A 22,453-nucleotide genomic window follows, 5' to 3' on the forward strand; every position below is an offset into this window, starting at 1 on the left:
GGTCTGTGCCCGGCTCCAGCAGGGGCCGAGGGATCAGCCCGCCAGCACTGCGGCCTCGCGCGCCAGGCGCTCGACGCTGTCCCAGTCGCGGGTCTGCATCAGCGCGGCGGTGGTCAGCCACGAACCGCCCACGCACAGCACGTTGGGCAGATGCAGGAACTGGCTGGCGGTCTGCGCACTGATGCCGCCGGTCGGGCAGAAGCGCACATCGCCGAACGGGCCATGCCACGCCGACAGCATCGCGGCACCACCGGCCTGCACCGCCGGGAAGAACTTGAAGGTATCCAGGCCGTGTTCCAGGCCGACGATCAGCTCCGAACCGGTGGCCACGCCAGGCAGGTAGGGCAGATCGGCATCGCGCGCGGCGGCATACAGCCGTGGGGTCGCCCCGGGCGACACCGCAAAGCGGCCACCGGCCTGTTTCACCGCCTGCATCTGCGCGGCATCGAGCACGGTGCCGGCACCAATCACCGCATCCGGCACGGCCTCGACCATCGCCTTGATGGCTTCCAGCGCGCGCGGCGTGCGCAGGGTCACCTCGATCACCGGCAGGCCGCCACGGAACAGCGCCTGCGCGACCTGTACCGCATCGTCGATGTCATCGGGGGTGAACACCGGAATCACCGGTGCCAGTTTCAGTACCGCACGAACGCGTGGATCAGCGCCGGACATCGAATCGCTCCTCGCCCACCAGGGCCAACACATCAGCTTCGCTGACGGGATTGAAATCGCCGGGAATGGAATGCTTCAGGCCCCCGGCAGCCAGGCCGAAGCGCACGGTGGCGTCGGCATCGAAGGCCGACAGGATGCCATGCAGGATGCCTGCCGCGAAGGCATCACCGCCGCCGATGCGGTCGACGATGCCCTGCAGCTGGCGTACCGGGGCCTGTGCGCGGGTGCCATCGCGGCCCAGCAGCAACGCGCCCAGCGCATGGTGGTCCACGCTCAGCGTCTGCCGCTGGGTGCAGGCCATCCACTGCAGCTGCGGGAACGCTTCGAACGCGGCCGCGGCCGCCGCTTCCACGCGCGCGACCACGTCGGCCTGTTCGAAACGCTGGCCGAGGATGACCTCGATATCGCGGTAGTCGGCAAAGACGATGTCGGCCTGCGCGAACAGTTCGTGCAGGATCGACCGCGCATCGCCACCCCAGCGCTGCCACAGCTTCGGACGGAAGTTGCCATCGAAGGACACGCGCACGCCCAGTGCACGCGCCGCGCGCGCTGCGGCCAGGGCGGCCTGCGCCACGTCCGCGCCCAGCGCCGGGCTGACCCCGGACAGGTGCAGCCACTGCGCGCCCTGCAGCAGTGCGGGCCAGTCGTAGTCGGCGGCGGTGCTGTTGGCGAATGCCGAATCGGCACGGTCGTAGACCACTTCGCTGGCCCGTTGCACCGCGCCGGTGGTCAGGAAATACAGGCCCATGCGGCCCTCGGCATCTTCGCGCACGCCGCGCGTATCGACCCCATGCCGGCGCAGTTCGGCCAGCGCATGCGCGCCGAGCGCGTTGCCGGCGACGGTGCTGACCATGGCCACGTCATGTCCAAAGCGGGACAGCGAGACAGCCACGTTCGCCTCGGCACCGCCGACATGCACCTGCAGCTGCGGCGACTGCAGCAGCAGTTCGCGACAGGGCGCACCCAGGCGCAGCAGCAGTTCCCCGAAACACACGATACGACCCATTTCTGCTCCTTCACGCGTGCCGCCCGCATGTGACACTGGGCGGCGTGGTAGTGGACCACGCGTGGGGCGTGGAATTGGCTAGCGGTGTCATTTCAATCCCGCCCATCCTTGCCCTAAGCCTAGCAAACTGTTGGAAGCATTGTCCTGCAAGCGTCTTGGAGACATTTCAGATCTGTTGCGGTGCAAGATGCCGGATCGGGAACGTGCTGTTAACGTCCGGCCTGACCAGCGGTGTCATCCCGCTGAAACAGCCGCGATACCAGACCTTTGGGAGAGGGGAAAGGCATGCATTCTCGGAACCATGAAAAAAAGACACCGGTTACCTTGCTCGCGTTGGCCGTCGCACTGGCCCTGGCAGGCAACGCCGGCGCGCAGCAGCAGAGCGCCAACCCGAACGCCACCGACCTGGATACGGTCACTGTCACCGGCTACCGCGCCAGCGTGGAGAAGGCGCTGGACATCAAGCGCGGCGAAGCCGGCGTGGTCGATGCCATCGTTGCCGAGGACATCGGCAAGTTCCCGGACCTGAACCTGGCCGAGTCGCTGCAGCGCATCCCGGGCGTGGTCATCACCCGCGAGGCCGGCGAAGGCCGCAACATCTCGGTGCGCGGCCTCGGCCCGGAATTCACCCGCGTACGCATCAATGGCATGGAAGCGCTGACCACGGTCGGTGCCGGTGACCAGAGCGGCGGCACCAACCGCGGCCGTGGCTTCGACTTCAACGTATTCGCTTCGGACCTGTTCTCGCAGCTGCTGGTGCGCAAGACCGCCTCGGCCGACGTCGAGGAAGGCTCGCTGGGCGCCACCGTCGATCTGCGCACCGCGCGCCCGTTCGACTACGACGGCTTCACCTTCGCCGCCAGTGGCCAGGGCAGCTACAACGCGATGGCCGAGAAGGCCGACCCGCGCATCGCCGCGCTGGTCTCCAACACCTTCGCCGACGGCACCTTCGGCGCGCTGCTGTCGGTGGCCTACTCCGAGCGCCAGGCGCTGGAAGAAGGCTCCAACACTGGTCGCTGGGCAAACGGCCCGAGCAACGGCAACTTCGCCGCGTCCTCGCCGTTCGCCGCCGCGCGTGGCGCCGATGTGTTCCATCCGCGCTTCCCGCGCTACGTGCAGATGGAGCATGAGCAGAAGCGTCTGGGCGTGACCGGTTCGTTGCAGTGGAAGCCGAACGACGCCACCGAGATTTCGCTGGATGCGCTGTACTCGAAGATCGACGCAACGCGCGACGAGCACTACATCGAGGCGATTTCCTTCAGCCGTGGCGCCAATGCGAGCGCACGCCTGTCGGGTAAGCCGACCACCATCGTCAAGAACGGCGAGATCCGCGACAACGCACTGCTCTACGGCGAATTCGACAACGTCGACATCCGCACCGAGAACCGTCACGACGAGTGGAGCACCGAGTTCAAGCAGATCGCGCTGAACGGCCAGCACCGCTTCGGTGATGACTTCACCCTGTCCGGCAAGATCGGCATCTCGCGCTCCAAGCACGAGAACCCGGTGCAGACCACCGTCATCATGGACAAGTACGATGTCGACGGTTACAGCTACGACTACCGTGGCAACAGCCGTGCGCCGATCCTCAACTACGGCATCGACCCGACCAATCCCAACGGCTGGGAACTGGCCGAGATCCGCCTGCGTCCGCAGTACGTGGACAACGACTTCGACACCGGCCAGATCGACTTCAACTGGAACATCAGCCCGGGCTTCCGCCTGAAGGGCGGCGTGCTGGCCAAGGACTACACGTTCAAGACCGTCGAACTGCGCCGCGCCAGCGAACTGGCCGTGCCCAACTTCGCCGGCGGCACAAAGATCGTGCCGGTGAACCTGACCGAGCAGGCCGGACTGAAGGGCATCAACGGCAGTCCGTCGAACTGGGTCGTGCCGGATCTGGATGCGATCGCCGAACAGCTCGACATCTACAGCAACAGCGGCACCTTCGCCGTCGCCCCGCGCGCCAACAATGTGCGCAGCGTCGAAGAGAAGGACCGTGGCGCCTACCTGATGGGCGAGTTCTCCACCGAACTGGGCTCGTTGCCGTTGTCGGGCAATTTTGGTGTGCGCTACGTGCGCACCAAGCAGTCGTCCACCGGGCAGTCGACGCTGGCCAACGGCACCGTCGAAACCACGGTCAGCCGTACCTACGATGACACCCTGCCCTCGTTCAACCTGGTGGCCGAAGTCACCCCGGACTTCCTGATCCGGCTGGGTGCGGCCAAGGTGATGAGCCGTCCGGGGCTGGGCAGCCTGACCCCGGGCGCGACGGTGGCCGTGGCCGGTGGTGCACGCACCATCTCCAGCGGCAACCCGGTGCTGGATCCGATCCGCGCAACCAATGTCGACCTCGGTTTCGAGTGGTACTTCGCCGAGGGCGCAATGGCCGGCATCGGCCTGTTCTACAAGGACATCGAGAGCTTCGTACAGACCACCCGCGAAGTGCGTCCGTACAGTGACAGCGGCCTGCCGGCTTCGCTGCTGGTCGGCACCGGCGCCTCGGCCACCGATGACTTCACCTACAGCAAGCCGGTCAACACCCCGGGCGGCGAACTGCACGGCGTGGAGGCCAACTACACCCAGCCCTTCACCTTCCTGCCGGGCAAGTGGGCCAACCTGGGCATGCAGTTGAACTACACCTGGGTGGAATCGAAGATCCAGTACATCAACGCGGCCGGGCAGCCGGTGATGAAGACCGACCTGACCGGCCTGTCGAAGTCGTCGTGGAACGCCACGCTGTTCTATGAAGGCGAGAAGTTCGCCGGGCGCATCTCGGCCACCAACCGCGATGACTACCTGACCCAGGCACCGGGCCAGGAAACCGGCTTCAACCTCGATGGCTACCACGGAATGACTGGTACCACGGTGTTCGATGCATCCATCCGCTACAAGATCAGCGACCAGCTGGAACTGAGCCTGGAAGGCATCAACCTGACCAACGAAGCGTCCGATGAGTGGGTGTACTCGCCGCTGACCGGTCGCCTGCCGCTGCAGTACACCGAGACCGGCCGCCAGTACCTGCTGGGGCTGCGCTACAAGTTCTGAGCAACGCCGACGGCGTGCCACCCGGCACGCCGTCGTTCGCCACGACCGCTGCTGCGCCGCAAGGTGCCGTCGCGGCGTGGCCTTGCTACGGTCCGGCGGCCCTCGCCGGCCGTCGCCCGTTGAAAGGAAACGCCTGATGCCGCACCGCTCGACCCTGTCCCGCTGCCTGTTGCTGGCGGTGGCCCTGGCTGCCGGCCCCGCGATGGCCGCCGCCGATGCGCCCACGCTGCTGTTCCATGTCGATGCCGGCAAAGGCCTTGAGGCCGTGGTGGCGCAGGGTGAGGCGGTGCCGAACTTCCGCGACAAGGTCGACATCGTCGACGACGGAGCGCGCGGCAAGGCCATCCAGTGGCAGGACGACGGCGTGCTGGCCTGGGATGCACCCGGCAACATCCTCGCCCAGCGGGGCACCCTCGCCTTCGACTGGCGCGCGCGCTACGCGGTGGGCGAAGCGCCGTTCGTGATCTTCCGCGTCGGCTATGCCGACCACAGCAGCTGGGACATGGCCTGGCTGCGGATCGACTGGAACGGGCATGGTTTCGATGCGTTCGTCACCGATGCCAACCTCGCCCGCACGCGCGTGTCGTTCCGCATGGACACGCCGCCACGTGCGGACCAGTGGCTGCACCTGGCCTTCGCCTGGGACGAAGACCAGGGCGTACGCTTGTTCGTCGATGGCCGCGAGGTGGCGCGTGTCCAGGCCAGCGGCGATTACGATGCCGCGCTGGACCAGCTCGGCCTGGCCGGGCGGGTGATGGCGCCCTACCAGGTGCAGAGCCGCTACAACTTCCTGCGTGGCAGCGATTTCCAGCACATCCGCGTGTATGACCGCATGCTCGATGCTGCGGCCGTCAGTGCGCTCGCGCGCGGCAAGGCCGCCGAAAGCGCCGTTGCCAGCACTGCCGATGACCGTGCCTGGCGCCATCGCTTCGGCTGGGAAGGCGCGCCGCCACCGCCATTGACCGCAGCCAGCACGCGCATCCGCAAGATCGAATTCGACGATGCCCGCGACCTCAAGGCGTGGATGTGGAAGGCCACCGACGGCATCGCCGAGACCACCTGGCCCGGTGTCTACAACCGCTCGCGCCTGCCCGGCCGCAACGACTACTTCCAGTTGCCGGACTGGAACACGTATGTGGAAAGCGGCCAGCATCTGGACCTGACCGTGCCGGCCGGCGAGACCGTCAACCGGGTGGAGATCCGCGGCGCGGCCTTCGGCACGCTGGCCCATGGCCGCGACGCCGCGCACGCCACCCAGGTGCTGGCCACGCGTCCGCAGGGTGTGGTGCGCAGCGTGGACGACATCCCGGCACAGACCGGTGGCGTGCTGCGCTTCAGCAACGTTGAACAGGAAACGCCGATCCAGGAGATCTGGGCGTATGGCGTGAGCGAAGGTGCCGAGCCCGACGGCACGGTCAAGCAGACCTATGTCATCGACAGCCAGGCACTGCCGGACTACACCAACCTGGACACACTGCGCCGCTACATCGAAGGTCGCTACCCGACGGCTGAACGCAGCACGGTGATGGCGCTGCCCAAGGGGGCGGGCTCGCGCCGGCGCCCGGCCGATTCGTTGCCAACGCAGCCCAAGCCCATCGTGCACGTGCTGATTCCCTCCGGCGTGGGCGATGCGCCGGCCAACCAGCCGTTGATCCGCAGCTGGGCCTACAGCTGGGAGAACATGCATGACGGCCTGGATGGCGTGGCCATCGATATTCCCGCGCTCGACCTGCCGGCCACGCACGATGGCCTGATCCCGCTGAACATCCGCATCAAGGATCCGATCTGGCCGGCGCGCGACATGATCGATGTATCGGTCTCGGTGCAGCCGGGGCAGAAGCGCACGCTGTGGCTGGACCTGCGCGACCGCATCCTCACCGCCGACAGCCTGTGGTTGAGCATCGCCTCGGCTGCGCCCGGCTTCGACGCCAAGGCACTGGACGGTGCGCAGGTGCGGCTGGTGTTCAAGCCACGCGCCGACGCACTCAAGGAGCACGTGGCCGACCGCTTCAACCAGGTGCGCGACAACTGGGGTTTCCTCGTGGAGGAACACACCACCTCCAAGCGCCAGCGCCTGTATGCGCGCGTCTACGCGGACCTGAGCGATCTGCTGCGCGTCGACCCGGACCACGAACTGGGCCGGTTGTACTGGAACTACATCAGCTACAACAGCCAGGGCCGCCCGCCGTACACCGCGCCGGAGGTGCCCAAGGGCGTACCGGCGTGGGCCTTCCACCAGGTGCAGGACCTGGCGCAGGTGCGGCAGTTCGTCGACTGGTGGATCGATCAGCGGCAGGTGGCCTACGGCGATTTCGGTGGTGGCATCTCCGATGATTCCGACCTGACCCAGCAGTGGCCCGGCCTTGCCCTGATGGGCGTGCAGCCGGACCGTCTGAATGCCTCGCTGACCGCGTTGTCCGACGCGGTGTACCGCAACGGCATGTTCAGCAATGGCCTGAGCACGATCGAGACCGACGAGCTGCATGCCTACGAGGAAGGCATCAACACCAACAGCGCGATGCTGTACCTCAACTGGGGCGATCCGCTGACCCTGGAACGGCTGATGGAAACGGTGAAGGCGTTCGACGAGCGCGTCCTCCTGCGCAACCCGCAGGGCCATGTGCTGTTCTCCAGCAACTGGTTCGGTGGCAACAAGGTCTACCGCGAACCCAACTGGCAGTGGCAGAAGCCGTACTCGTTCCCGGTGCTGCACCCGGCATTCCTGCTGGGCCAGTACAACGCCGACCCGACCGGGCGCCGGCTGGTGATCGGCCTGGCCGATGGCTATCTGGCCCACGCCGGCACCGACGACAAGGGCCGCTTCACCCTGCCCAACGAGATCAACTGGGCCACGGGTGCGACCCGCGGCGGCGAACTCAACAACGGTTCCGGCAGCGGTGACACGATGCACACCTTCTGGGCGGCATGGCGCTGGACCGGTGATGCGAAGTACCTGCAGGCACTGGATTATCGCGTGCAGCGCGGCGGCCCCGGCGCGCTGGCCAACCTTGGCGAGAACTATGTAGAGGCACTTGGCCGGCAGCAGGACTGGTACCCGCTGCTGACCGCCGAGGCCGATGCCGGAAAGACCGGTTTCGCCAGCCTGATGGCATGGCAGGCCAGCGGCGACCGGAAGTACATCGACGCGCTGCATGCCGAGGGCCTGCAGGCCAAGGCACAACGCGCGTACATGAACACCGAGGGCCATTGGTGGTCCGACCGGGTGGAAGCACCGAGCGAGTTCCTGCAGCGTGCGCGGCTGGGTGGCATCGCCCTGAAGCGCAACCAGAGCTGGCCCGGGCACACCGTCAGCTGGCGCTTCGATCGTGAGGGCGCCGCGGAACAGGTGGCACTGCTGGTGCATGCGCCCTCGCGTGAGCGCTTCACGATCACCAGCCACAACCTCGGCGCGCGCGTGATCGCCGCCGACATGACCGGCTGGAACGTGGGCAGCGGGACCTGGCGCGTGCGCAGTGGCGTGGATGCCGATGGCGATGGCCGCATCGACGGTAGGCCGCGCGAGCGCACGGTGCAGCTGGAGACGAGTGCGTCGGTACCGATGCAGTTCCAGCCGGGGCGCACCGAGCTCTTCGAATTCGAGCGTGTGTCTGCGGGCACGCCGGTGGAAATGCGTCCGGACCTGGGCGTGGGCCGTGGCGATGTGCGGGTGGACGGGCGCCAGGTACACGTGACCGTGCATGGCCTTGGGCATGTGGCCAGCGGTGTGGGCGTGGCGATACTGGAAGATGCGCGGGGCCGCGAGATCGCACGTACCGAGGTGCCGGCGATGGCGGCACCGACCGACCTGCTGCCGAAGACGGCGGTGGTGTCGTTGCCGTTGCCGGCAGGGGAACGCGGCGGCCTGCGCGTGCGTGTTGCGCTGGCCGATGGCGGAGAGGAAGTCACGCGGCTCAACAATGTGGTGGATGTGCCGCGATGAATTCCGCGTTCCGCCGGGCATGGCCCGGCGGTACCGATGAATCGGTTGGGCCACAAGCCCTGCTAGATAGCGCCGGGCCATGCCCGGCGGAACGCAATCAGGACGCCTCGGTCTCCATCACCTTCACCCGGCGCTGGTACCAGCCGTCATCCAGCGGATCGAACACCGCGCTGCGCTCCATCACGCCCTGGTAGACATGCACGGACACTGCCACGTCCTCGTCGCTGGCGTTGCGCAGCGTGTGGTACTCGTGCGGCGGAATCAGGCTGCCGGCGCTGCCACGGTGCCCGTACAGCGTGTCCTGCGCAGCGAAGCGGTGACGCTCGCCACGCTGTTCCAGCAGCGCGTACGGGGTCACGATCAGCTCGCCCTGCCACACGCCTTCCACGCACCACATCGCATCGTGGTCGTGCAGTGGCGTGCCCTGCCCCGGCCCCCAGCACATCGCGATCACGCTGTAGCCCAGCGCGGCGCTTCGGTACAGTTCACGGCGCGCGTAATGACCATCCACGGGGCGACGTACGCAGGGCGGCAGCTCGATCAGCGGATCGACGATGGCTTCACGCAGCACCCGCTGCAGCGCATGGGTGATCGCCTGCGGATCGACCAGGCAGACGGCGGCATCAATCCCTGCAATCAAGCGCTCGCGGCCGGTGAACGGCGGTGGCGTGAACATCGCTTCCATGAACCGACTCTAGCCGAGGCGGGTTAACAGAATGTTTGCACCGCGGTGTCATCACTGCGTGCCGCGCTGCACGAACGGCACTCTTGCATAGAGCGCACGCTCGCCGGCACGTGGATCGTCAACCACGCGGCTGTGCCGATCGAACACCATCGTCTGCCGTTGTGGCACGCCATAGGGAGCCCATTGCGACATTCCCGCGTGATTGGGATCGCCGGCACGCGCAAAGGCGATCAGCGCATCGCTCATCGTCGCTGCCAGTGCCCGGGCGTCTTCACCACCGCCGGTACGCGCGCCCGGCAGGCCGGCATTGTCGAACACCAGCGGAATATCCAGCGTATGGAAGGCACGCAGGCGTCCGTCTTCCACCGGTGATGGCCAATCGAGCTGGTAGGCCCAGGTGGGTGCGGCCCCGGTTGTCTGCCGAGCGCGTGCTTCCAGTTCCTCCACCGCACCACGCCACGAGCGGCCGGCGGTGGTGGCCGCGAAGAACACCTCTGAGGGCGTGTAGTGCGGATACAGGCGTCGATATTCTGCGATCACTACCGAGGGCAGCAGATCGACGAACTGCTGCTTCTCCAGCTGCGCCGGCAGATCCTCCCAGGTCAGCGTGAAGTTGGCCGGGTCGTTGCCAAGGAACGCGCGCGTCTCATCGCGGGTGTTGCCGATCACCATCGGAATCGACGCGGACTGCGCCGGTGCCTGTGGCCAGAACGGGTGCACCGGCAGCACCACCTCATCCAGTACCGGGCCGAAGTACAGCGCGCTGCTTTCCACCCGCGAGGGATCGCGTGCGCGGGTGGCGGCCAGCAGCTCGGTCGCCGGCAGTCGCAGCAACGCCTGCAGGTCGCGCGCGGCCACGGTTTCCATCGCAATCGAAGCCCGTTGCGCCGCCGCACGTGGACCGGCGGCGGTCACCTGCTGCCCGCTCATCGTCCACGCGCGCTGGAACAGGCCTTTCGCTGCGGGCATCGCCATCAGCGTGGCGATCTTGGCGCCGCCACCGGATTGCCCGAACACGGTGATGTTGCCGGCGTCGCCGCCGAACACCGCCGCGTGCTCGCGCACCCACTGCAGCGCCTGCACCAGGTCGAGCTGGCCGACGTTGCCGGAGGCCGCATAGCGCGGATCGCCGAGCGCGCCCAGGTACAGGTAGCCGAAGGTGTTCAGGCGATGATTGACGGTGACCACCACCACGTCGCCGCGTCGGCACAGCGCGCTGCCGTCGTACAGCGGATCGCTGCCAGAGCCGTTGTTGAAGCCACCGCCATGGATGTAGACCAGGATCGGCCGCTTGCCGCCGTCGCCCAGTGCCGGCGTCCAGACATTGAGGAACAGGCAATCTTCGCTGCCCGGCCCGTCCGCTCCGCTCTGTGGCGCAGATGCGGCGTATTCCAGGGCGTCGGCGATACCACGCCAGCCCGTCTCGCGCCGTGGCGGCTGGAAACGGTAGGCGGAGGTGTCAGCGCCATAACGCAGACCACGGAACGCGTGCACGCCGTGCTCGCGCTGGCCACGCACGCGGCCGCCACGCAGGCGTGCCACCACCTGTGTGTCATCACGTGGCCCAGGCATCGCGGACGCAGGAAGTGCCAAGAGCGTGGCCGTGGCCAGCGCCCAGCGTGCACTGTCGCGCAGGAAGCGGCGGCGCTGCAGGTTGGCATCCCCCTGGTTCAATGTGCCGCCTCCGTCGCCTGCAGCCAGCGTTGTGCCAGCAGCGGCCACACGGCCAGCGTTGAATCAGGCGGCATGCGCATGCCGAAGCCATGGCCGCCATGGGCGAACAGGTGCAGCTCGTGTTCGACACCCGCCTTGGCCAGTGCCTGCGCCATCACCTCGCTGTTGTGCACGTTGACCACCCGATCGTCGTTGGCATGGATCAGCAGCGTCGGCGGCATGTCCGCGCGTACGTGCTGCTGCATCGAATACTGCGCGGCCAACGCCGCATCGGGTTGCTCGCCCAGCAGGCGTCCGCGTGAGCCGCTGTGTGCATGCGCGCCCATGTCGATCACCGGATACACCAGCACCGCGCGTGCAGGACGCGCGCTGAGGCGATCGATGGCATCGCGTGGCGGGTAGACCGGCGCATCGAAACCGGTGGCCAGCCGTGCGGCCACATGGCCGCCGGCGGAGAAGCCCATCACCGACACGCTGTCGGCATCCAGCCTGCGCCGTGCGGCCTGGTCGCGCACCACGCGCAGTGCGCGCTGCGCGTCGGCCAGTGCCGCCTGGCGGTCGCGGCCGGCCTGCGGCAGGCGGTAGCGCAGCACGAACAGGGTGTAGCCGGCACGGTCCACCCACTCCGGCACCAGCGCGCTGTCCTCCTTGTCGATCACCACGCGCTGGTAGCCGCCACCGGGAATCACCAGCAGCGCGCGGCCGTTGGCACGGGCCGGCGTGTGCACCAGCAGGTAGGGCGCATCGACCTGGTCGATGAAGCGATCGGGGTGGGCTGGATCATCGCTGCGCTCGACCACACGCGCCGGCCGCGCCGTGCCCGTTTCACCGGGGACCTGCCCCGCCTGCCACAGCGGCAGCTGCTCGCCGGCAAGCTCCCGGCCCAGGTGTTCGCCTGCGCGCAACGGCACATCGGCCGCGGATGCGGGGATGGTCAGCAGCAGGCCTGACAGCAACAACAGCACACGGGAAAAACACATGGTGGAAAGGGCTCCAACGGGGAGACAACAGAGTGGCCGAGGTCACCGGCAAGCGCTCGTGATGCGCTGCGGCTTGCACGATGACACCGGTTTACCATATACACCTCCTGCAGACGCTGTCGATGGGCAGTGCAACAACGCCAGAGGGAGACCGTTCTTGAGCAACGAACACGGCATACATGGGCAGACGCCGGCGCCGGACGATGCGGCCGCGATCGCCCACGCTTTCACCACCGCGCGCCGCGGCGGCCAGGCCCTGCCCGGCTTCCCGGGCCTTGTCCCGCCTGACCTGGTGGCTGCCTACCAGGTGCAGGATCTGGCCATTGCCAGCTGGGATGACCAGGTGGTGGGCTGGAAGGTCGGCTACATCGCCGCCGAGCGCCGCGATGCGTCCGGGGACGACCGCCTGCTGGGCCCGGTTTTCTCGCGTCAGCTGAAAAATGCTACCGGTGGAACAGTGGACATTCCGGTGTTCGTCGGCGGCTTCGGCGCGGTCGAGGCGGAGTACGTGCTGGAGCTGTTGGAGGACGCTCCTGCCGCACAGCTGCACTGGACGCCCGAGCAGGCTGAAGCGCTGCCGGCGCGCCTGTACATCGGCGTGGAAGTGGCCAGCAGCCCGCTGGCGACGATCAACGAACTCGGCCCGCGGGTGGTGGTGTCCGACTTCGGCAACAACAACGGCCTGGTGCTGGGGCCGGAGATTGCCGATTGGACCGCCCGCGACGAAACCGACCTGCGCGCCGAAACCCTGATCGAGGGCGAGGTGGTCGGCACCGGTGGTGCCACCCGGCTGCCCGGCGGCCTGCGCGCGGCGTATGCGTTCGCGTTGTCCCGTTCGGCGCTGCGCGGCCGGCCGTTGCGACGGGGCGACCTGATCGCCACCGGCAACGCCACCGGCATCCATGACATCACCGTGGGGCAGACGGCGCTGGTGCGGTTTGCCGGCTTCGGCGAAATTGCCTGCAGGGCCGTGCCGGCCGGGTAACCGCCGCACGATCCGGTGAACACGCGCGGGAGGGCGCAGATGATCACACGACGACATTTCCTGGCCGGCGGCGCTGCTGCGCTGGCCACCCCTATGCTCGCGGCCTGTGGCCGCGGGCCCGCCGATGCCATCGACGGCGGCCAGCTGCTGACGGCCACCGACGTGCACGTGGCCGACTATCCCACCGTGACCGCGGTGAAGTGGATCGGCGAAACCCTGCAGCGCGAAAGCAACGGTCGCCTGCGCCTGCGGCAATACCATTCCGGCCAGCTCGGTCGCGAATCGGAAGCGATCGACATGGCCCGTTTCGGTGCCATCGACATCACCCGCGTGTATGCCGGTGCGTTGAACAACGCTTTCCCGCTCACCCAGGCGCTGTGCCTGCCGTACGTGTTCGAGTCGGTGGCGCACCAGCGCGCCGCACTGGATGGCGGCATTGCCGATGCGGTCCTGCGTGGTTTCGAGAGCCGCGACCTGGTCGGCCTGGCCATCTATGATTCCGGCGCACGCTGCTTCTACAACACCAAGCATCCGATCGTGCAGCCCGGTGATCTGCACGGGCTGAAACTGCGTGTGGCGTCCTCGGACATCTTCATCCAGCTGATGCGCCTGCTCGGCGCCAACCCGACGCCGATGTCGCTGGGCGATACGTTCTCCGGCATGGAGACGCACATGATCGACGGCGCTGAGAACAACATGCGCAGCTTCCACTCCAGCCGCCACTTCGAGGCCGCGCACTACTGGTCGCAGAGCGATCACTCGTATGCGCCGGACGTGCTGTTGATGTCGCGCGCCAGTTTCGAGCGCCTGCAGCCGGCCGACCGCCAGCTGCTGCTGGAGACCGCGCGCGCCTCGGTGAAGGTGATGCGCGAGCAATGGGATGCGTCCGAAGATGCTGCGCGCCGCGCGGTGCTGGCCTCGGGCGTGAAAGCCAACGAGGTGGACCTGCCCGCCTTCCGCGCCGCCGCCCAGCCGCTGCTGCAGCAGTACCTGCAGCAACCCGAGCTGGCTGCGCTGGTCGCCCGCATCCGTGCCGCCGCCTGAGGACACTGCCATGATCGAGACGACAATTTCCACCGGACCCGGCGCCGGCCAACGCCTGCTGGACCGCATCGCCGACATCGCCATCCATGTCGCCGTGGCCGCGCTGCTGGGGCTGGTGGTGGTGCAGGGCTGGCAGGTGTTCGCCCGCTACGTGATCAACGATTCGCCCAGCTGGACCGAGCCGGTGACCCTGCTGCTGCTGGCCACCGCCATGAGCCTGGGCGCGGCCTGCGGCGTGCACACCAATCGCCACTTCGGCTTCTTCCTGCTGCACGCCTACATGGGCGCCGGCCTGCGCCGGGTGGTGGATGTGTTCACCCAGCTGGTGGTGGCCGTGCTGGGCGGCTTCATCGCGTTCTGGTCGGCCGACCTGCTGCTCGATGGAATGGACATCAAGACCGCAGGCGCCAACCTGCCGCAGAGCATCAACTACCTGCCGCTGGCCGTGGGCGGTGCGCTGATGCTGTTGTTCGCGCTGAACCGTGCGTGGAAAGCGCTGCATGCCACGGCAGCCGATGCCGACGACGCTGAAGGAGATCGTTGATCCATGGGCATCACCATCCTGTTCTCTGTTTTTGCCGCGCTGCTGCTGTTGGGCGTGCCGGTGGCCTACGCGCTGGCCGCCGCCGCGCTGGCCACCCTGCTCTACCTGGACATTCCCAGCATCGTGCTGGTCCAGCAGATCTCCGCAGGTACCGGTTCGGCCTCGCTGATCGCCATTCCACTATTCATCTTCGCTGGCGAGATCATGATGCGCGGCGGCATCTCCGAACGCCTGATCGCCCTGGCGTCATCGCTGGTCGGGCGCATGCGCGGCGGCCTGGGCCAGGTCTCGATCCTGTCCTCGCTGTTCTTCGGCGGTGTATCCGGCTCGGCCATCGCCGATGTGTCGGCGGTGGGCGGCACGATGATTCCGCAGATGGTCAAACGCGGCTACGACCGCGATTTCGCGGTCAACGTCAGCATCACCGCTGCGCTGGTGGCGCTGCTGGTGCCGCCGTCGCACAACCTGATCCTGTTCTCGGCCGCCGCCGGTGGTGGCCTGTCGATCGCCGACCTGTTCGCCGCCGGCATCGTGCCGGCGCTGCTGATGACCCTGGCGTTGATGATCACCGGCTACGTGGTCGCGCGTCGCCGTGGTTATGGCGTGGAAGTGTTCCCGGGCTGGCGCGCGGTGCTGCTGCGTATCGTCTCCGCCCTGCCCGGCCTGGGTCTGGTGGCGCTGATCTTCGTGGGTATCCGCGCCGGCATCTTCACTGCGGTGGAAAGCGCGGCCATCGCCGTGGTCTACGCCCTGCTGGTCACCACCGTGCTGTACCGGCAGCTGCGCTGGCGTGAGTTCTTCGACACCGTCATCCATGCCGCGCGCAGCACCGGCGTGATCCTGTTCGTGATCGCCACCGCGGCGGTGTTCGGCTGGCTTCTGGCCTACCTGCAGGTGCCTGCGGCGGCGGTGGACTTCCTGCAGTCGTTCGCGCACAGCCAGTTCATGGTGCTGCTGATGATCGTGGTGATGCTGCTGCTGCTGGGCACCTTCATGGACCTGGCACCGATGATCCTGATCTGCACGCCGATCTTCCTGCCGGTGGCCAAGGCCTATGGCATCGATCCGATCCACTTCGGCCTGGTGCTGGTGCTGACCGGTGGCCTCGGCCTGGTCACGCCGCCGGTGGGCTCGGTGCTGTTCATCGGTACCGCCATCGGCAAGATCAGCGTCGGCCAGAGCATGCGCACGATCTGGCCGTTCTGGTTTGCCGCGCTGGGCGTGCTGCTGATCGTCACCTTCTTCCCGTCGCTGTCGCTGTGGCTGCCCGCCGCGCTGCGCGCCTGATGAGCGGAGGAAATCACATGACACCGACGCTGCACCGCGCTGCTGCAACCGCCCTGCTCGGCCTGCTGCTGGCCGCGCTGCCTGCCCTGGCTGCCGATCCCGCGCCCGCGCAGTGGAAGCGCGGCATCGAGCACCAGCGCCAGGGCGACCTTGGCAACGGTACCTTCCTCAACCCGGTGCTGGCCGGTGACAGGCCCGATCCGTCGGTGCTGAAGGACGGCGAGGATTACTACCTCACCCTGTCTTCGTTCGACGCCTACCCCGGCCTGCCGATCTGGCACTCGCGCGACCTGGTCAACTGGCAGCCGCTCGGCCATGCGATCACGCAGAACGTAGGTGCGATCTGGGCGCCGGACATCGTCAAGCACCAGGGCCGCTACTTCATCTACTTCCCGGCGCGCACCGGTGAGCACCGCAGCAACTTCGTGGTCTGGGCCGATGACATCAAGGGCCCGTGGAGTGCGCCGATCGACATCGGCCTGGGCGGCTACATCGACCCCGGCCACGCGGTTGGCGAGGACGGCAAGCGCTACCTGTTCCTCAGCGGCGGCGACTACGTGCAGCTGGCCGATGACGGCCTGAGCGTGATGGGTACGCCCAAGCATGTGTACGACGGCTGGCGCTACCCGGAAAGCTGGGACGTGGAGGCCTACGCGCAGGAAGGCCCGAAGATCCACTTCCGCGATGGCTGGTACTACATGACCACTGCGGTGGGCGGCACCGCCGGCCCGCCGACCGGGCACATGGTGATCACCGCGCGCGCGCGCTCGATCCACGGCCCGTGGGTGAACGCGCCGAACAACCCGATCATGCGCACCCGGTCGGCCGCTGAACCGTGGTGGTCGCGTGGCCACGCCACGGTGATCGAAGGCACCGACGGCCGCTGGTGGATGATGTACCACGGCTACGAGAACGGCTTCTGGACGCTGGGCCGGCAGGCGCTGCTGGAACCCATCGAATGGACCGCCGATGGCTGGTTCGTGGCCAAGGGCGGCGATCTCGGGCAGCCGCTGCGCAAGCCATCGGGCAGCGCGCTGGCACCGCACGGCATGGCCCTGTCCGATGCTTTCACCGGCCGTACGCTGGGCCCGCAGTGGGCGTTCTTCAACCCGGCGCTGGATGAATACCGGCGCCTGCGCTTCAGCGGCGACGGCCTGGTGCTGCAGGGCAAGGGCAGCACGCCGCGCGATGCCTCGCCGCTGACGACCATTGCCGGGGATCCGGCCTACCAGTTCGAGGTGCAGATGGAGATCGCCCCCGGCGCGGTGGGCGGTGCCCTGCTGTTCTACAGCGACCGCCTGTATGTGGGCGTGGGCAGCAACGGCGAGCAGTTCGTCATGCACCGCTACGGCGAAGAGCGCCCCACCCGGCTGGCGGCCAGCGCCAAGGGCGGCCGGCTCTGGCTGCGGGTGACCAACAACCGCCACATCGTCACCATCCATTCCAGTGCCGATGGCCAGACCTGGCAGAAGTATCCGGTTCAGATGGAAGTGTCCGGTTACCATCACAATGTGGCCGGCAAGTTCCTGGCACTGAAACCGGCCCTGTATGCGGCCGGCAACGGTGCGGTAACCTTCCGCAGCTTCCGCTATCGCGCGCTGGACTGAGCGCGCGCTGGAATCCCCAGGCTTATCGGGTTCACTACATGTCAGTGCGCAACAAGAACGATGCCGCTACGCCGGCATTGGCAAAGGGCAAGGCAGCCACGATCAACGACATCGCGCGACTGTCGGGTGTATCCAAGAAAACGGTTTCAAGGATCATCAACAACTCGCCGCTGGTGCGCAAGGACACGCGCGACAAGGTGGAAGCGTTGATGCGCGAAGTCGGCTACACCCCCGACCCGCTGGCCCGTGGCCTGGCCTTCCGCCGCTCTTTCCTGATCGGCATGGTCTACGACAACCCCACCGCGCAGTACATCGTGGACATGCAGTACGGCGCGCTGGATGCGCTGCGTGGCTCCAGCTTCGAACTGGTGGTGCACCCCTGCGACAGCCGCAGCCCGGGCTACATCGACGGCGTGCGCCGCTTCGCCCAGCAGCAGAAGCTGCATGGGGTGATCCTGGTGCCGCGTGCGTCCGAAGACCAGGCGCTGGCGGACATGCTGGACGAGATCGGCTGCCGCTTCACCCGCGTGGCTGCGCTGCCGCTGGATGAAACCTCGCAGATGGTGGTCACCCACGACCGCGACGGTGCCGCCGAAGCGGCCGATTACCTGCTTTCGCTGGGCCACCGTGACATCGCCCTGGTGACCGGCCCCAGTGCATACCGCTCGGCGCACGAACGCACCGCCGGCTTCATCGAGGCGCTGTCGCAGCGTGGCATCGAGCTGCCGAAGGATCGCATCATCGAGGCCGGCTACACCTTCGAATCGGGTGTGGCCGCCGCCGAGAAACTGCTGCTGGGCAAGCGCCGTCCGACGGCGATCTTCACCGGCAACGATGAAATGGCCGCCGGTATCTACAAGGTCGCGCTGCGTGCGGGCATCAACATTCCGCGCCAGCTGTCGATCGTCGGCTACGACGACAGCCCGCTGGCCTCGCGCCTGTGGCCGTCGCTGACCTCGGTGCGCCGGCATACCCGCGACACCGGCCGCACCGCTGCGGCCATGCTGATCCAGCCCGAAGGCCAGCCTGCGCTGCAGATCGCCAGCGTGCGCCCGCACCTGATCGTGCGCGATTCCTGCCAACCGCCCGAGGATTGATCCCGCAGGGATCAATCCTGTAGGTCACGACCGTTGGTCGTGACACCTTTCACGAATCAGTCCTGCAGGTCACGACCGTTGGTCGTGACACCTTCACGGATCAGTCCGGTAGGTCACGACCGTTGGTCGTGACACTCCACCCGCCCTCCCCCCATCGATCGCACCTGCCGATGCCGTCCAACCGCCATCGTGCAGCGCAAAATGACACCGGTTTCCTGTCTGGCTAGAATCGACCGTGAACCGTGCCGGGGCCGAACCATCGGCCCGCCCCCTGCTCTGGAGAAGCCATGTACTGCAAGACCCATTACGCCACCCATCCCGACGCCATCAAGGGCGCCAGCAACGATCAGCTGCGCGAGCTGTACCTGCTCGATGGCCTGTTCAACGCCGATGCGGTGACCCTGAAGTACACCCACTACGAGCGCTTCGTGCTGGGCGGTGCGGCGCCGGTCAACGGCCCGCTGGCGCTGCCGGCGCAGACCGAACCGGCGTCGGCCGCTGGCCATCCGTTCCTGGAGCGTCGCGAGCTGGGCATCATCAACGTCGGCAGCGGCACCGGTACGGTCACCGTCGATGGCACCGTGTACACGCTGGGGCCGAAGGATGGCCTGTACGTGGCGATGGGCAGCAAGGACGTCGTCTTCGCTTCGCAGGACGCCGCCAACCCGGCGCAGTTCTACCTGGCCTCGACCCCGGCGCATGCGCGCTTTGAAACCAGGCAGCTGTCGATCAAGGACGCGGTGGCACTGGATCGCGGCGCGCTGGAAACCAGCAACGAGCGCACCATCTACCAGTACATCGTGCCGGCCACCTGCCAGTCCTCGCAGCTGCTGCTGGGCCTGACCGTGCTCAAGCCGGGCAGCGTCTGGAACACCATGCCGCCGCACCTGCACGACCGCCGCAGCGAGGTCTATTTCTACTTCGACCTGGGCGACAGCGACCGCGTCTACCACTTCATGGGCGAGCCGGACGCACAGCGCCACATCGTCATCCAGAACAACGAAGCGGTGGTGTCGCCGCCATGGTCGATCCACATGGGCGCCGGCACCAGCAACTACGCCTTCATCTGGGCGATGGGTGGCGAGAACCTGGATTACACCGACATGCACGTGCTGGACATCTGCCAGCTCAAGTAAGCGCCGGGCGGCCACCGCGCACGCCGTGCCGGTGGCCACCTGCCCCGCATCACGCACGCCTCTACCAAGGAACGCATACGCAATGGCCAATCCCTTCAGCCTGGAAGGAAAAGTCGCTCTGGTAACCGGTGGCAATACCGGCCTGGGCCAGGGCATCGCAGTGGCGCTGGCTGCCGCAGGCGCCGATGTCGCCGTGGCCGGCATCGCCCCGCCCACCGAAACCATCGAGAAGATCACCGCGCTGGGCCGCCGCTGCCTGGCGGTGGAAGCCAACCTGATCAGCATCGAGCCGGTCGAGCGCGTGGTGCGCGAAACGCTCGAAGGCCTAGGCGGGCTGGACATCCTGGTCAACAACGCCGGCCTGATCCGCCGCGCCGACGCAGTGGACTTCAGCGAGCAGGACTGGGACGACGTGATGAACGTCAACATCAAGTCGGCTTTCTTCATCTCGCAGGCCGCCGGCCGCCATTTCATCGCCCAGGGCAGCGGCAAGATCATCAACATCGCTTCGATGCTGTCGTTCCAGGGCGGCATCCGCGTACCGTCGTACACCGCCAGCAAGAGCGGCATCGCCGGCATCACCCGCCTGCTGGCCAACGAGTGGGCGGGCAAGGGCGTGAACATCAACGCGATCGCACCGGGCTACATGGCCACCGACAACACCGCCGCGCTGCGCGCCGACCAGGACCGCAACAAGGCGATCCTCGAGCGCATTCCGGCCGGCCGTTGGGGTACGCCGGAAGATCTGGCCGGCGCGGCGGTGTTCCTGGCCTCGTCGGCGTCGGATTACATCAACGGCGCGGTGCTGCCGGTCGATGGTGGCTGGCTGGCGCGGTAATGCTTGGTTTTCGGTAGTGCCGGCCACTGGCCGGCATTTCCACCGACGCTCAACGCATCCATGAAGTTGCCGGCCAGCGGCCGGCACTACCGGGGCCCGGCCATGCGGAAGCTGTTGTTGCTGTTGTTGCTGTTGTTGCTGTTGTTGCTGTCGAGCGCCGCCGCGCATGCGGCGCCGGTGCGATTGTTCATTGCCGGTGACTCCACTGCGGCCGAATACGGGCCCGAGCGTGCGCCGCAGGCCGGGTGGGGCCAGGCGCTGCAGAGCTACCTGGATCCGGCGCGCCTCGAAGTGCGAAACCACGCCAAGGGTGGGCGCAGCACGCGCAGCTTCATCGACGAAGGACGCCTGGATGCCATTGGGCGCGAACTGCGTCGTGGCGATGTGCTGCTGATCCAGTTCGGCCACAACGATGCGAAGTTCGAAGATCGCACGCGCTACACCGATCCGGACAGTGACTACCCGCGGATGCTGATGCGCTACGTGCAGGTGGCGCGTGACCACGGTGCCACGCCGGTGCTGGTCACGCCGGTGGCACGGCTGCTGTACGACTTCGGTTCGCTGCTGGATACGCACGCGCGTTACACGTTGGCGATGCAGCAGCTGGCCACACGCGAGCACGTGGCACTGATCGATCTCAACGACCGCAGCATGCGCTGGATCCGGGCGCTGGGCGAGCAGGGTGCGCGCCCGTACTTCCTGTTCGTGCCGGAACAGCACAAGGCCGACGGCACCCACTTCAGCGTAGCCGGCGCCAACGCGGTGGCGTGCCTGGTGCTGCGCGAGGCGGTGCAGGTTCTGCCGGCGCTGCAGGCTGCACTGGTGCGCGATATCGACTGCGATGTGCTGGGGGTGGGGCAGGGCGGCGATCCCGCGCGTGCCTCGCAGGTGGTGCACGAAGACACGCTGGCGCGCGCACAGCCGGGCCCGCATGGCGGCGCCGGGCCGACCACGGCGTACCCGTTCTTCGCCGATGCGCAGGGCCTGCCGTTCGTGCTGCGCAAGCGCGTGCTGCACAAGGGCGCGGGCATCGGCCTGCATCCGCAGCACAAGGATGAGATCTACTACATCGTGAGCGGGCAGGGCAGCTATGTGCTGGATGGAAAACAGCACGACGTGCGTGCGGGGCATGCGTTGCTGACGCGCAAGGGCAGCAGCCATGCGCTGCAGCAGGTGGGTGATGAGGATCTGGTGGTGCTGCTGGCGTATCCGCGGTAGCTGAAACGCAGCCGAGCGTGCGCTCGGCTCTACAACGGCTCCGGGCCGAAATGCTTCAAGCCCAGCCGTGCCAGATCTTCCGGGCGGGCGTAATAGTCGTCCTCGAATGCCTCCAGCGCCTGCTGCTCGTCTTCGGTCATCGCGCCGTACAGGTCGGTCAGTTCCTTGATCGCCGGGTCGTCTTCCAGCCGGTCCAGCAGACCACGCATGCCGGCCAGGATCGCGTGCGTCTGCGTTGCGCCCATCGCCTGCAACGCGCGCAGCGCCAGCTGGCAGGTCGGGTCGCCCCAGTTGCACAGGAACTGCATGAAGCCGCCGTTGTTGATGTCCGCTTCCATCCGCCACAGCGCCACCAGCTGCTGGTCTTCATCGGACAGCGCATCGAGCGACCATGCGGCCGCCTTCAGGCGCGCCAGCGCGGCTTCATAGCGGTCATCCCACACCTGGTTCGGAACATCGACCACGCCGCGTTCCTGCGCCGGCAGCAGGGCGGGCCAGTTCACGCCCAGGCCATCGGTCGTGAGCATCCAGTGCGCGCGCTGTTCGGCCGTGGCTTCGAACAGCGCGGGCGCCCAGCGCAACGGCTGCCGGGTGCGGCGGCCATCGGCCAGGGTCAACAGGATGAAGTCGTCATCGAAGCTGATGTCGATGACACGCAGGGAAGCGAAAGCGTCGGTCATGCGGGTCAGGAT

General features: G+C 67.3%; 17 protein-coding genes. 11 read left to right on the forward strand and 6 right to left on the reverse strand.

All coding sequences use genetic code 11. The annotated features are described in order from the left end of the window. Nucleotides 1–33 precede the first annotated feature (33 nt). On the reverse strand, nt 34–672 hold the full coding sequence (eda, locus tag D0Y85_RS00160; protein ID WP_099844519.1) for a bifunctional 4-hydroxy-2-oxoglutarate aldolase/2-dehydro-3-deoxy-phosphogluconate aldolase: 639 nt from the start codon (nt 670–672) through the stop codon (nt 34–36). Further along, nucleotides 659–1,678 carry a sugar kinase gene (locus D0Y85_RS00165; RefSeq protein ID WP_117309130.1) on the reverse strand — a complete coding sequence of 340 codons (1,020 nt, stop codon included), beginning with the start codon at nt 1,676–1,678 and terminating at the stop codon, nt 659–661. Before D0Y85_RS00165 ends, eda begins: the two co-directional genes overlap by 14 nt. A gap of 285 nt (nt 1,679–1,963) precedes the next feature. Here D0Y85_RS00165 and D0Y85_RS00170 point away from each other — a divergent pair, with 285 nt between their 5' ends. Together D0Y85_RS00170 and D0Y85_RS00175 are read left to right on the forward strand one after the other, a co-directional pair. Beyond that, a complete protein-coding gene (locus D0Y85_RS00170) occupies nt 1,964–4,726 on the forward strand; it encodes a TonB-dependent receptor (RefSeq protein WP_117309131.1) in 2,763 nt (920 codons plus the stop codon). A 136-nt stretch (nt 4,727–4,862) separates the two neighbouring features. Beyond that, nucleotides 4,863–8,666 carry a LamG-like jellyroll fold domain-containing protein gene (locus D0Y85_RS00175; protein ID WP_117309132.1) on the forward strand — a complete coding sequence of 1,268 codons (3,804 nt, stop codon included), beginning with the start codon at nt 4,863–4,865 and terminating at the stop codon, nt 8,664–8,666. 97 nt (nt 8,667–8,763) lie between these two features. Here the strand turns inward: D0Y85_RS00175 and D0Y85_RS00180 are convergent, their stop codons facing one another. The 3 genes from D0Y85_RS00180 to D0Y85_RS00190 form a co-directional block, all read right to left on the reverse strand. Further along, on the reverse strand, nt 8,764–9,351 hold the full coding sequence (locus D0Y85_RS00180; RefSeq protein WP_117309133.1) for a cysteine dioxygenase family protein: 588 nt from the start codon (nt 9,349–9,351) through the stop codon (nt 8,764–8,766). A 51-nt stretch (nt 9,352–9,402) separates the two neighbouring features. Then, nucleotides 9,403–10,923 carry a carboxylesterase family protein gene (locus D0Y85_RS00185; RefSeq protein WP_240329395.1) on the reverse strand — a complete coding sequence of 507 codons (1,521 nt, stop codon included), beginning with the start codon at nt 10,921–10,923 and terminating at the stop codon, nt 9,403–9,405. A gap of 98 nt (nt 10,924–11,021) precedes the next feature. Further along, nucleotides 11,022–12,005, reverse strand: coding sequence for an alpha/beta hydrolase (locus D0Y85_RS00190; RefSeq protein ID WP_117309135.1), 984 nt, complete (start codon nt 12,003–12,005; stop codon nt 11,022–11,024). A gap of 175 nt (nt 12,006–12,180) precedes the next feature. Here D0Y85_RS00190 and D0Y85_RS00195 point away from each other — a divergent pair, with 175 nt between their 5' ends. From D0Y85_RS00195 to D0Y85_RS00235, 9 genes are all read left to right on the forward strand, one after another. Further along, complete coding sequence (locus tag D0Y85_RS00195; protein ID WP_162887713.1) at nt 12,181–12,990, forward strand: 2-keto-4-pentenoate hydratase; 810 nt, start codon at nt 12,181–12,183, stop codon at nt 12,988–12,990. Nucleotides 12,991–13,029: 39 nt separating this feature from the next. Further along, nucleotides 13,030–14,034 (forward strand): TRAP transporter substrate-binding protein, encoded by a 1,005-nt coding sequence (locus D0Y85_RS00200; protein ID WP_025875493.1) that lies wholly within the window; start codon nt 13,030–13,032, stop codon nt 14,032–14,034. Nucleotides 14,035–14,044: 10 nt separating this feature from the next. Next, nucleotides 14,045–14,578: a TRAP transporter small permease gene (locus D0Y85_RS00205; protein WP_117309137.1), complete on the forward strand. Its 534-nt coding sequence runs from the start codon at nt 14,045–14,047 to the stop codon at nt 14,576–14,578. 3 nt (nt 14,579–14,581) lie between these two features. Further along, entirely contained in the window at nt 14,582–15,865 is a 1,284-nt protein-coding gene (locus D0Y85_RS00210; RefSeq protein WP_025875489.1) for a TRAP transporter large permease, read from the forward strand. Nucleotides 15,866–15,882: 17 nt separating this feature from the next. Then, a complete protein-coding gene (locus D0Y85_RS00215; RefSeq protein WP_117309138.1) occupies nt 15,883–17,472 on the forward strand; it encodes a family 43 glycosylhydrolase in 1,590 nt (529 codons plus the stop codon). 38 nt (nt 17,473–17,510) lie between these two features. Beyond that, nucleotides 17,511–18,569, forward strand: a complete 1,059-nt coding sequence (locus D0Y85_RS00220) for a LacI family DNA-binding transcriptional regulator (RefSeq protein ID WP_025875485.1) — start codon at nt 17,511–17,513, stop codon at nt 18,567–18,569. A 287-nt stretch (nt 18,570–18,856) separates the two neighbouring features. Continuing rightward, complete coding sequence (gene kduI, locus D0Y85_RS00225) at nt 18,857–19,705, forward strand: 5-dehydro-4-deoxy-D-glucuronate isomerase (RefSeq protein ID WP_117309139.1); 849 nt, start codon at nt 18,857–18,859, stop codon at nt 19,703–19,705. Nucleotides 19,706–19,787: 82 nt separating this feature from the next. Beyond that, nucleotides 19,788–20,543, forward strand: coding sequence for a 2-dehydro-3-deoxy-D-gluconate 5-dehydrogenase KduD (gene kduD, locus D0Y85_RS00230; protein WP_032978440.1), 756 nt, complete (start codon nt 19,788–19,790; stop codon nt 20,541–20,543). A gap of 117 nt (nt 20,544–20,660) precedes the next feature. Then, the gene (locus D0Y85_RS00235; protein ID WP_117311810.1) at nt 20,661–21,761 is read left to right on the forward strand and encodes a GDSL-type esterase/lipase family protein; all 1,101 of its coding nucleotides are present in this window, start codon (nt 20,661–20,663) and stop codon (nt 21,759–21,761) included. Nucleotides 21,762–21,790: 29 nt separating this feature from the next. Here D0Y85_RS00235 and D0Y85_RS00240 read toward each other — a convergent pair whose 3' ends face one another. Next, nucleotides 21,791–22,441: a DUF4375 domain-containing protein gene (locus tag D0Y85_RS00240; protein WP_117309140.1), complete on the reverse strand. Its 651-nt coding sequence runs from the start codon at nt 22,439–22,441 to the stop codon at nt 21,791–21,793. Nucleotides 22,442–22,453: the final 12 nt, after the last annotated feature.

This window comes from Stenotrophomonas sp. G4, assembly GCF_003428825.1.
GTDB classification, from domain to species: domain Bacteria; phylum Pseudomonadota; class Gammaproteobacteria; order Xanthomonadales; family Xanthomonadaceae; genus Stenotrophomonas; species Stenotrophomonas indicatrix.

Excerpts from the sequence above, each read along its gene's own strand:
- kduD (WP_032978440.1), top strand. The coding sequence starts at position 19,788 with ATGGCCAATCCCTTCAGCCTGGAAGGAAAAGTCGCTCTGGTAACCGGT.
- kduI (WP_117309139.1), top strand. The coding sequence starts at position 18,857 with ATGTACTGCAAGACCCATTACGCCACCCATCCCGACGCCATCAAGGGC.
- D0Y85_RS00240 (WP_117309140.1), bottom strand. The coding sequence starts at position 22,441 with ATGACCGACGCTTTCGCTTCCCTGCGTGTCATCGACATCAGCTTCGAT.
- D0Y85_RS00200 (WP_025875493.1), top strand. The coding sequence starts at position 13,030 with ATGATCACACGACGACATTTCCTGGCCGGCGGCGCTGCTGCGCTGGCC.
- eda (WP_099844519.1), bottom strand. The coding sequence starts at position 672 with ATGTCCGGCGCTGATCCACGCGTTCGTGCGGTACTGAAACTGGCACCG.
- D0Y85_RS00170 (WP_117309131.1), top strand. The coding sequence starts at position 1,964 with ATGCATTCTCGGAACCATGAAAAAAAGACACCGGTTACCTTGCTCGCG.
- D0Y85_RS00165 (WP_117309130.1), bottom strand. The coding sequence starts at position 1,678 with ATGGGTCGTATCGTGTGTTTCGGGGAACTGCTGCTGCGCCTGGGTGCG.
- D0Y85_RS00220 (WP_025875485.1), top strand. The coding sequence starts at position 17,511 with ATGTCAGTGCGCAACAAGAACGATGCCGCTACGCCGGCATTGGCAAAG.
- D0Y85_RS00210 (WP_025875489.1), top strand. The coding sequence starts at position 14,582 with ATGGGCATCACCATCCTGTTCTCTGTTTTTGCCGCGCTGCTGCTGTTG.
- D0Y85_RS00215 (WP_117309138.1), top strand. The coding sequence starts at position 15,883 with ATGACACCGACGCTGCACCGCGCTGCTGCAACCGCCCTGCTCGGCCTG.
- D0Y85_RS00205 (WP_117309137.1), top strand. The coding sequence starts at position 14,045 with ATGATCGAGACGACAATTTCCACCGGACCCGGCGCCGGCCAACGCCTG.
- D0Y85_RS00190 (WP_117309135.1), bottom strand. The coding sequence starts at position 12,005 with ATGTGTTTTTCCCGTGTGCTGTTGTTGCTGTCAGGCCTGCTGCTGACC.
- D0Y85_RS00175 (WP_117309132.1), top strand. The coding sequence starts at position 4,863 with ATGCCGCACCGCTCGACCCTGTCCCGCTGCCTGTTGCTGGCGGTGGCC.
- D0Y85_RS00180 (WP_117309133.1), bottom strand. The coding sequence starts at position 9,351 with ATGGAAGCGATGTTCACGCCACCGCCGTTCACCGGCCGCGAGCGCTTG.
- D0Y85_RS00185 (WP_240329395.1), bottom strand. The coding sequence starts at position 10,923 with ATGCCTGGGCCACGTGATGACACACAGGTGGTGGCACGCCTGCGTGGC.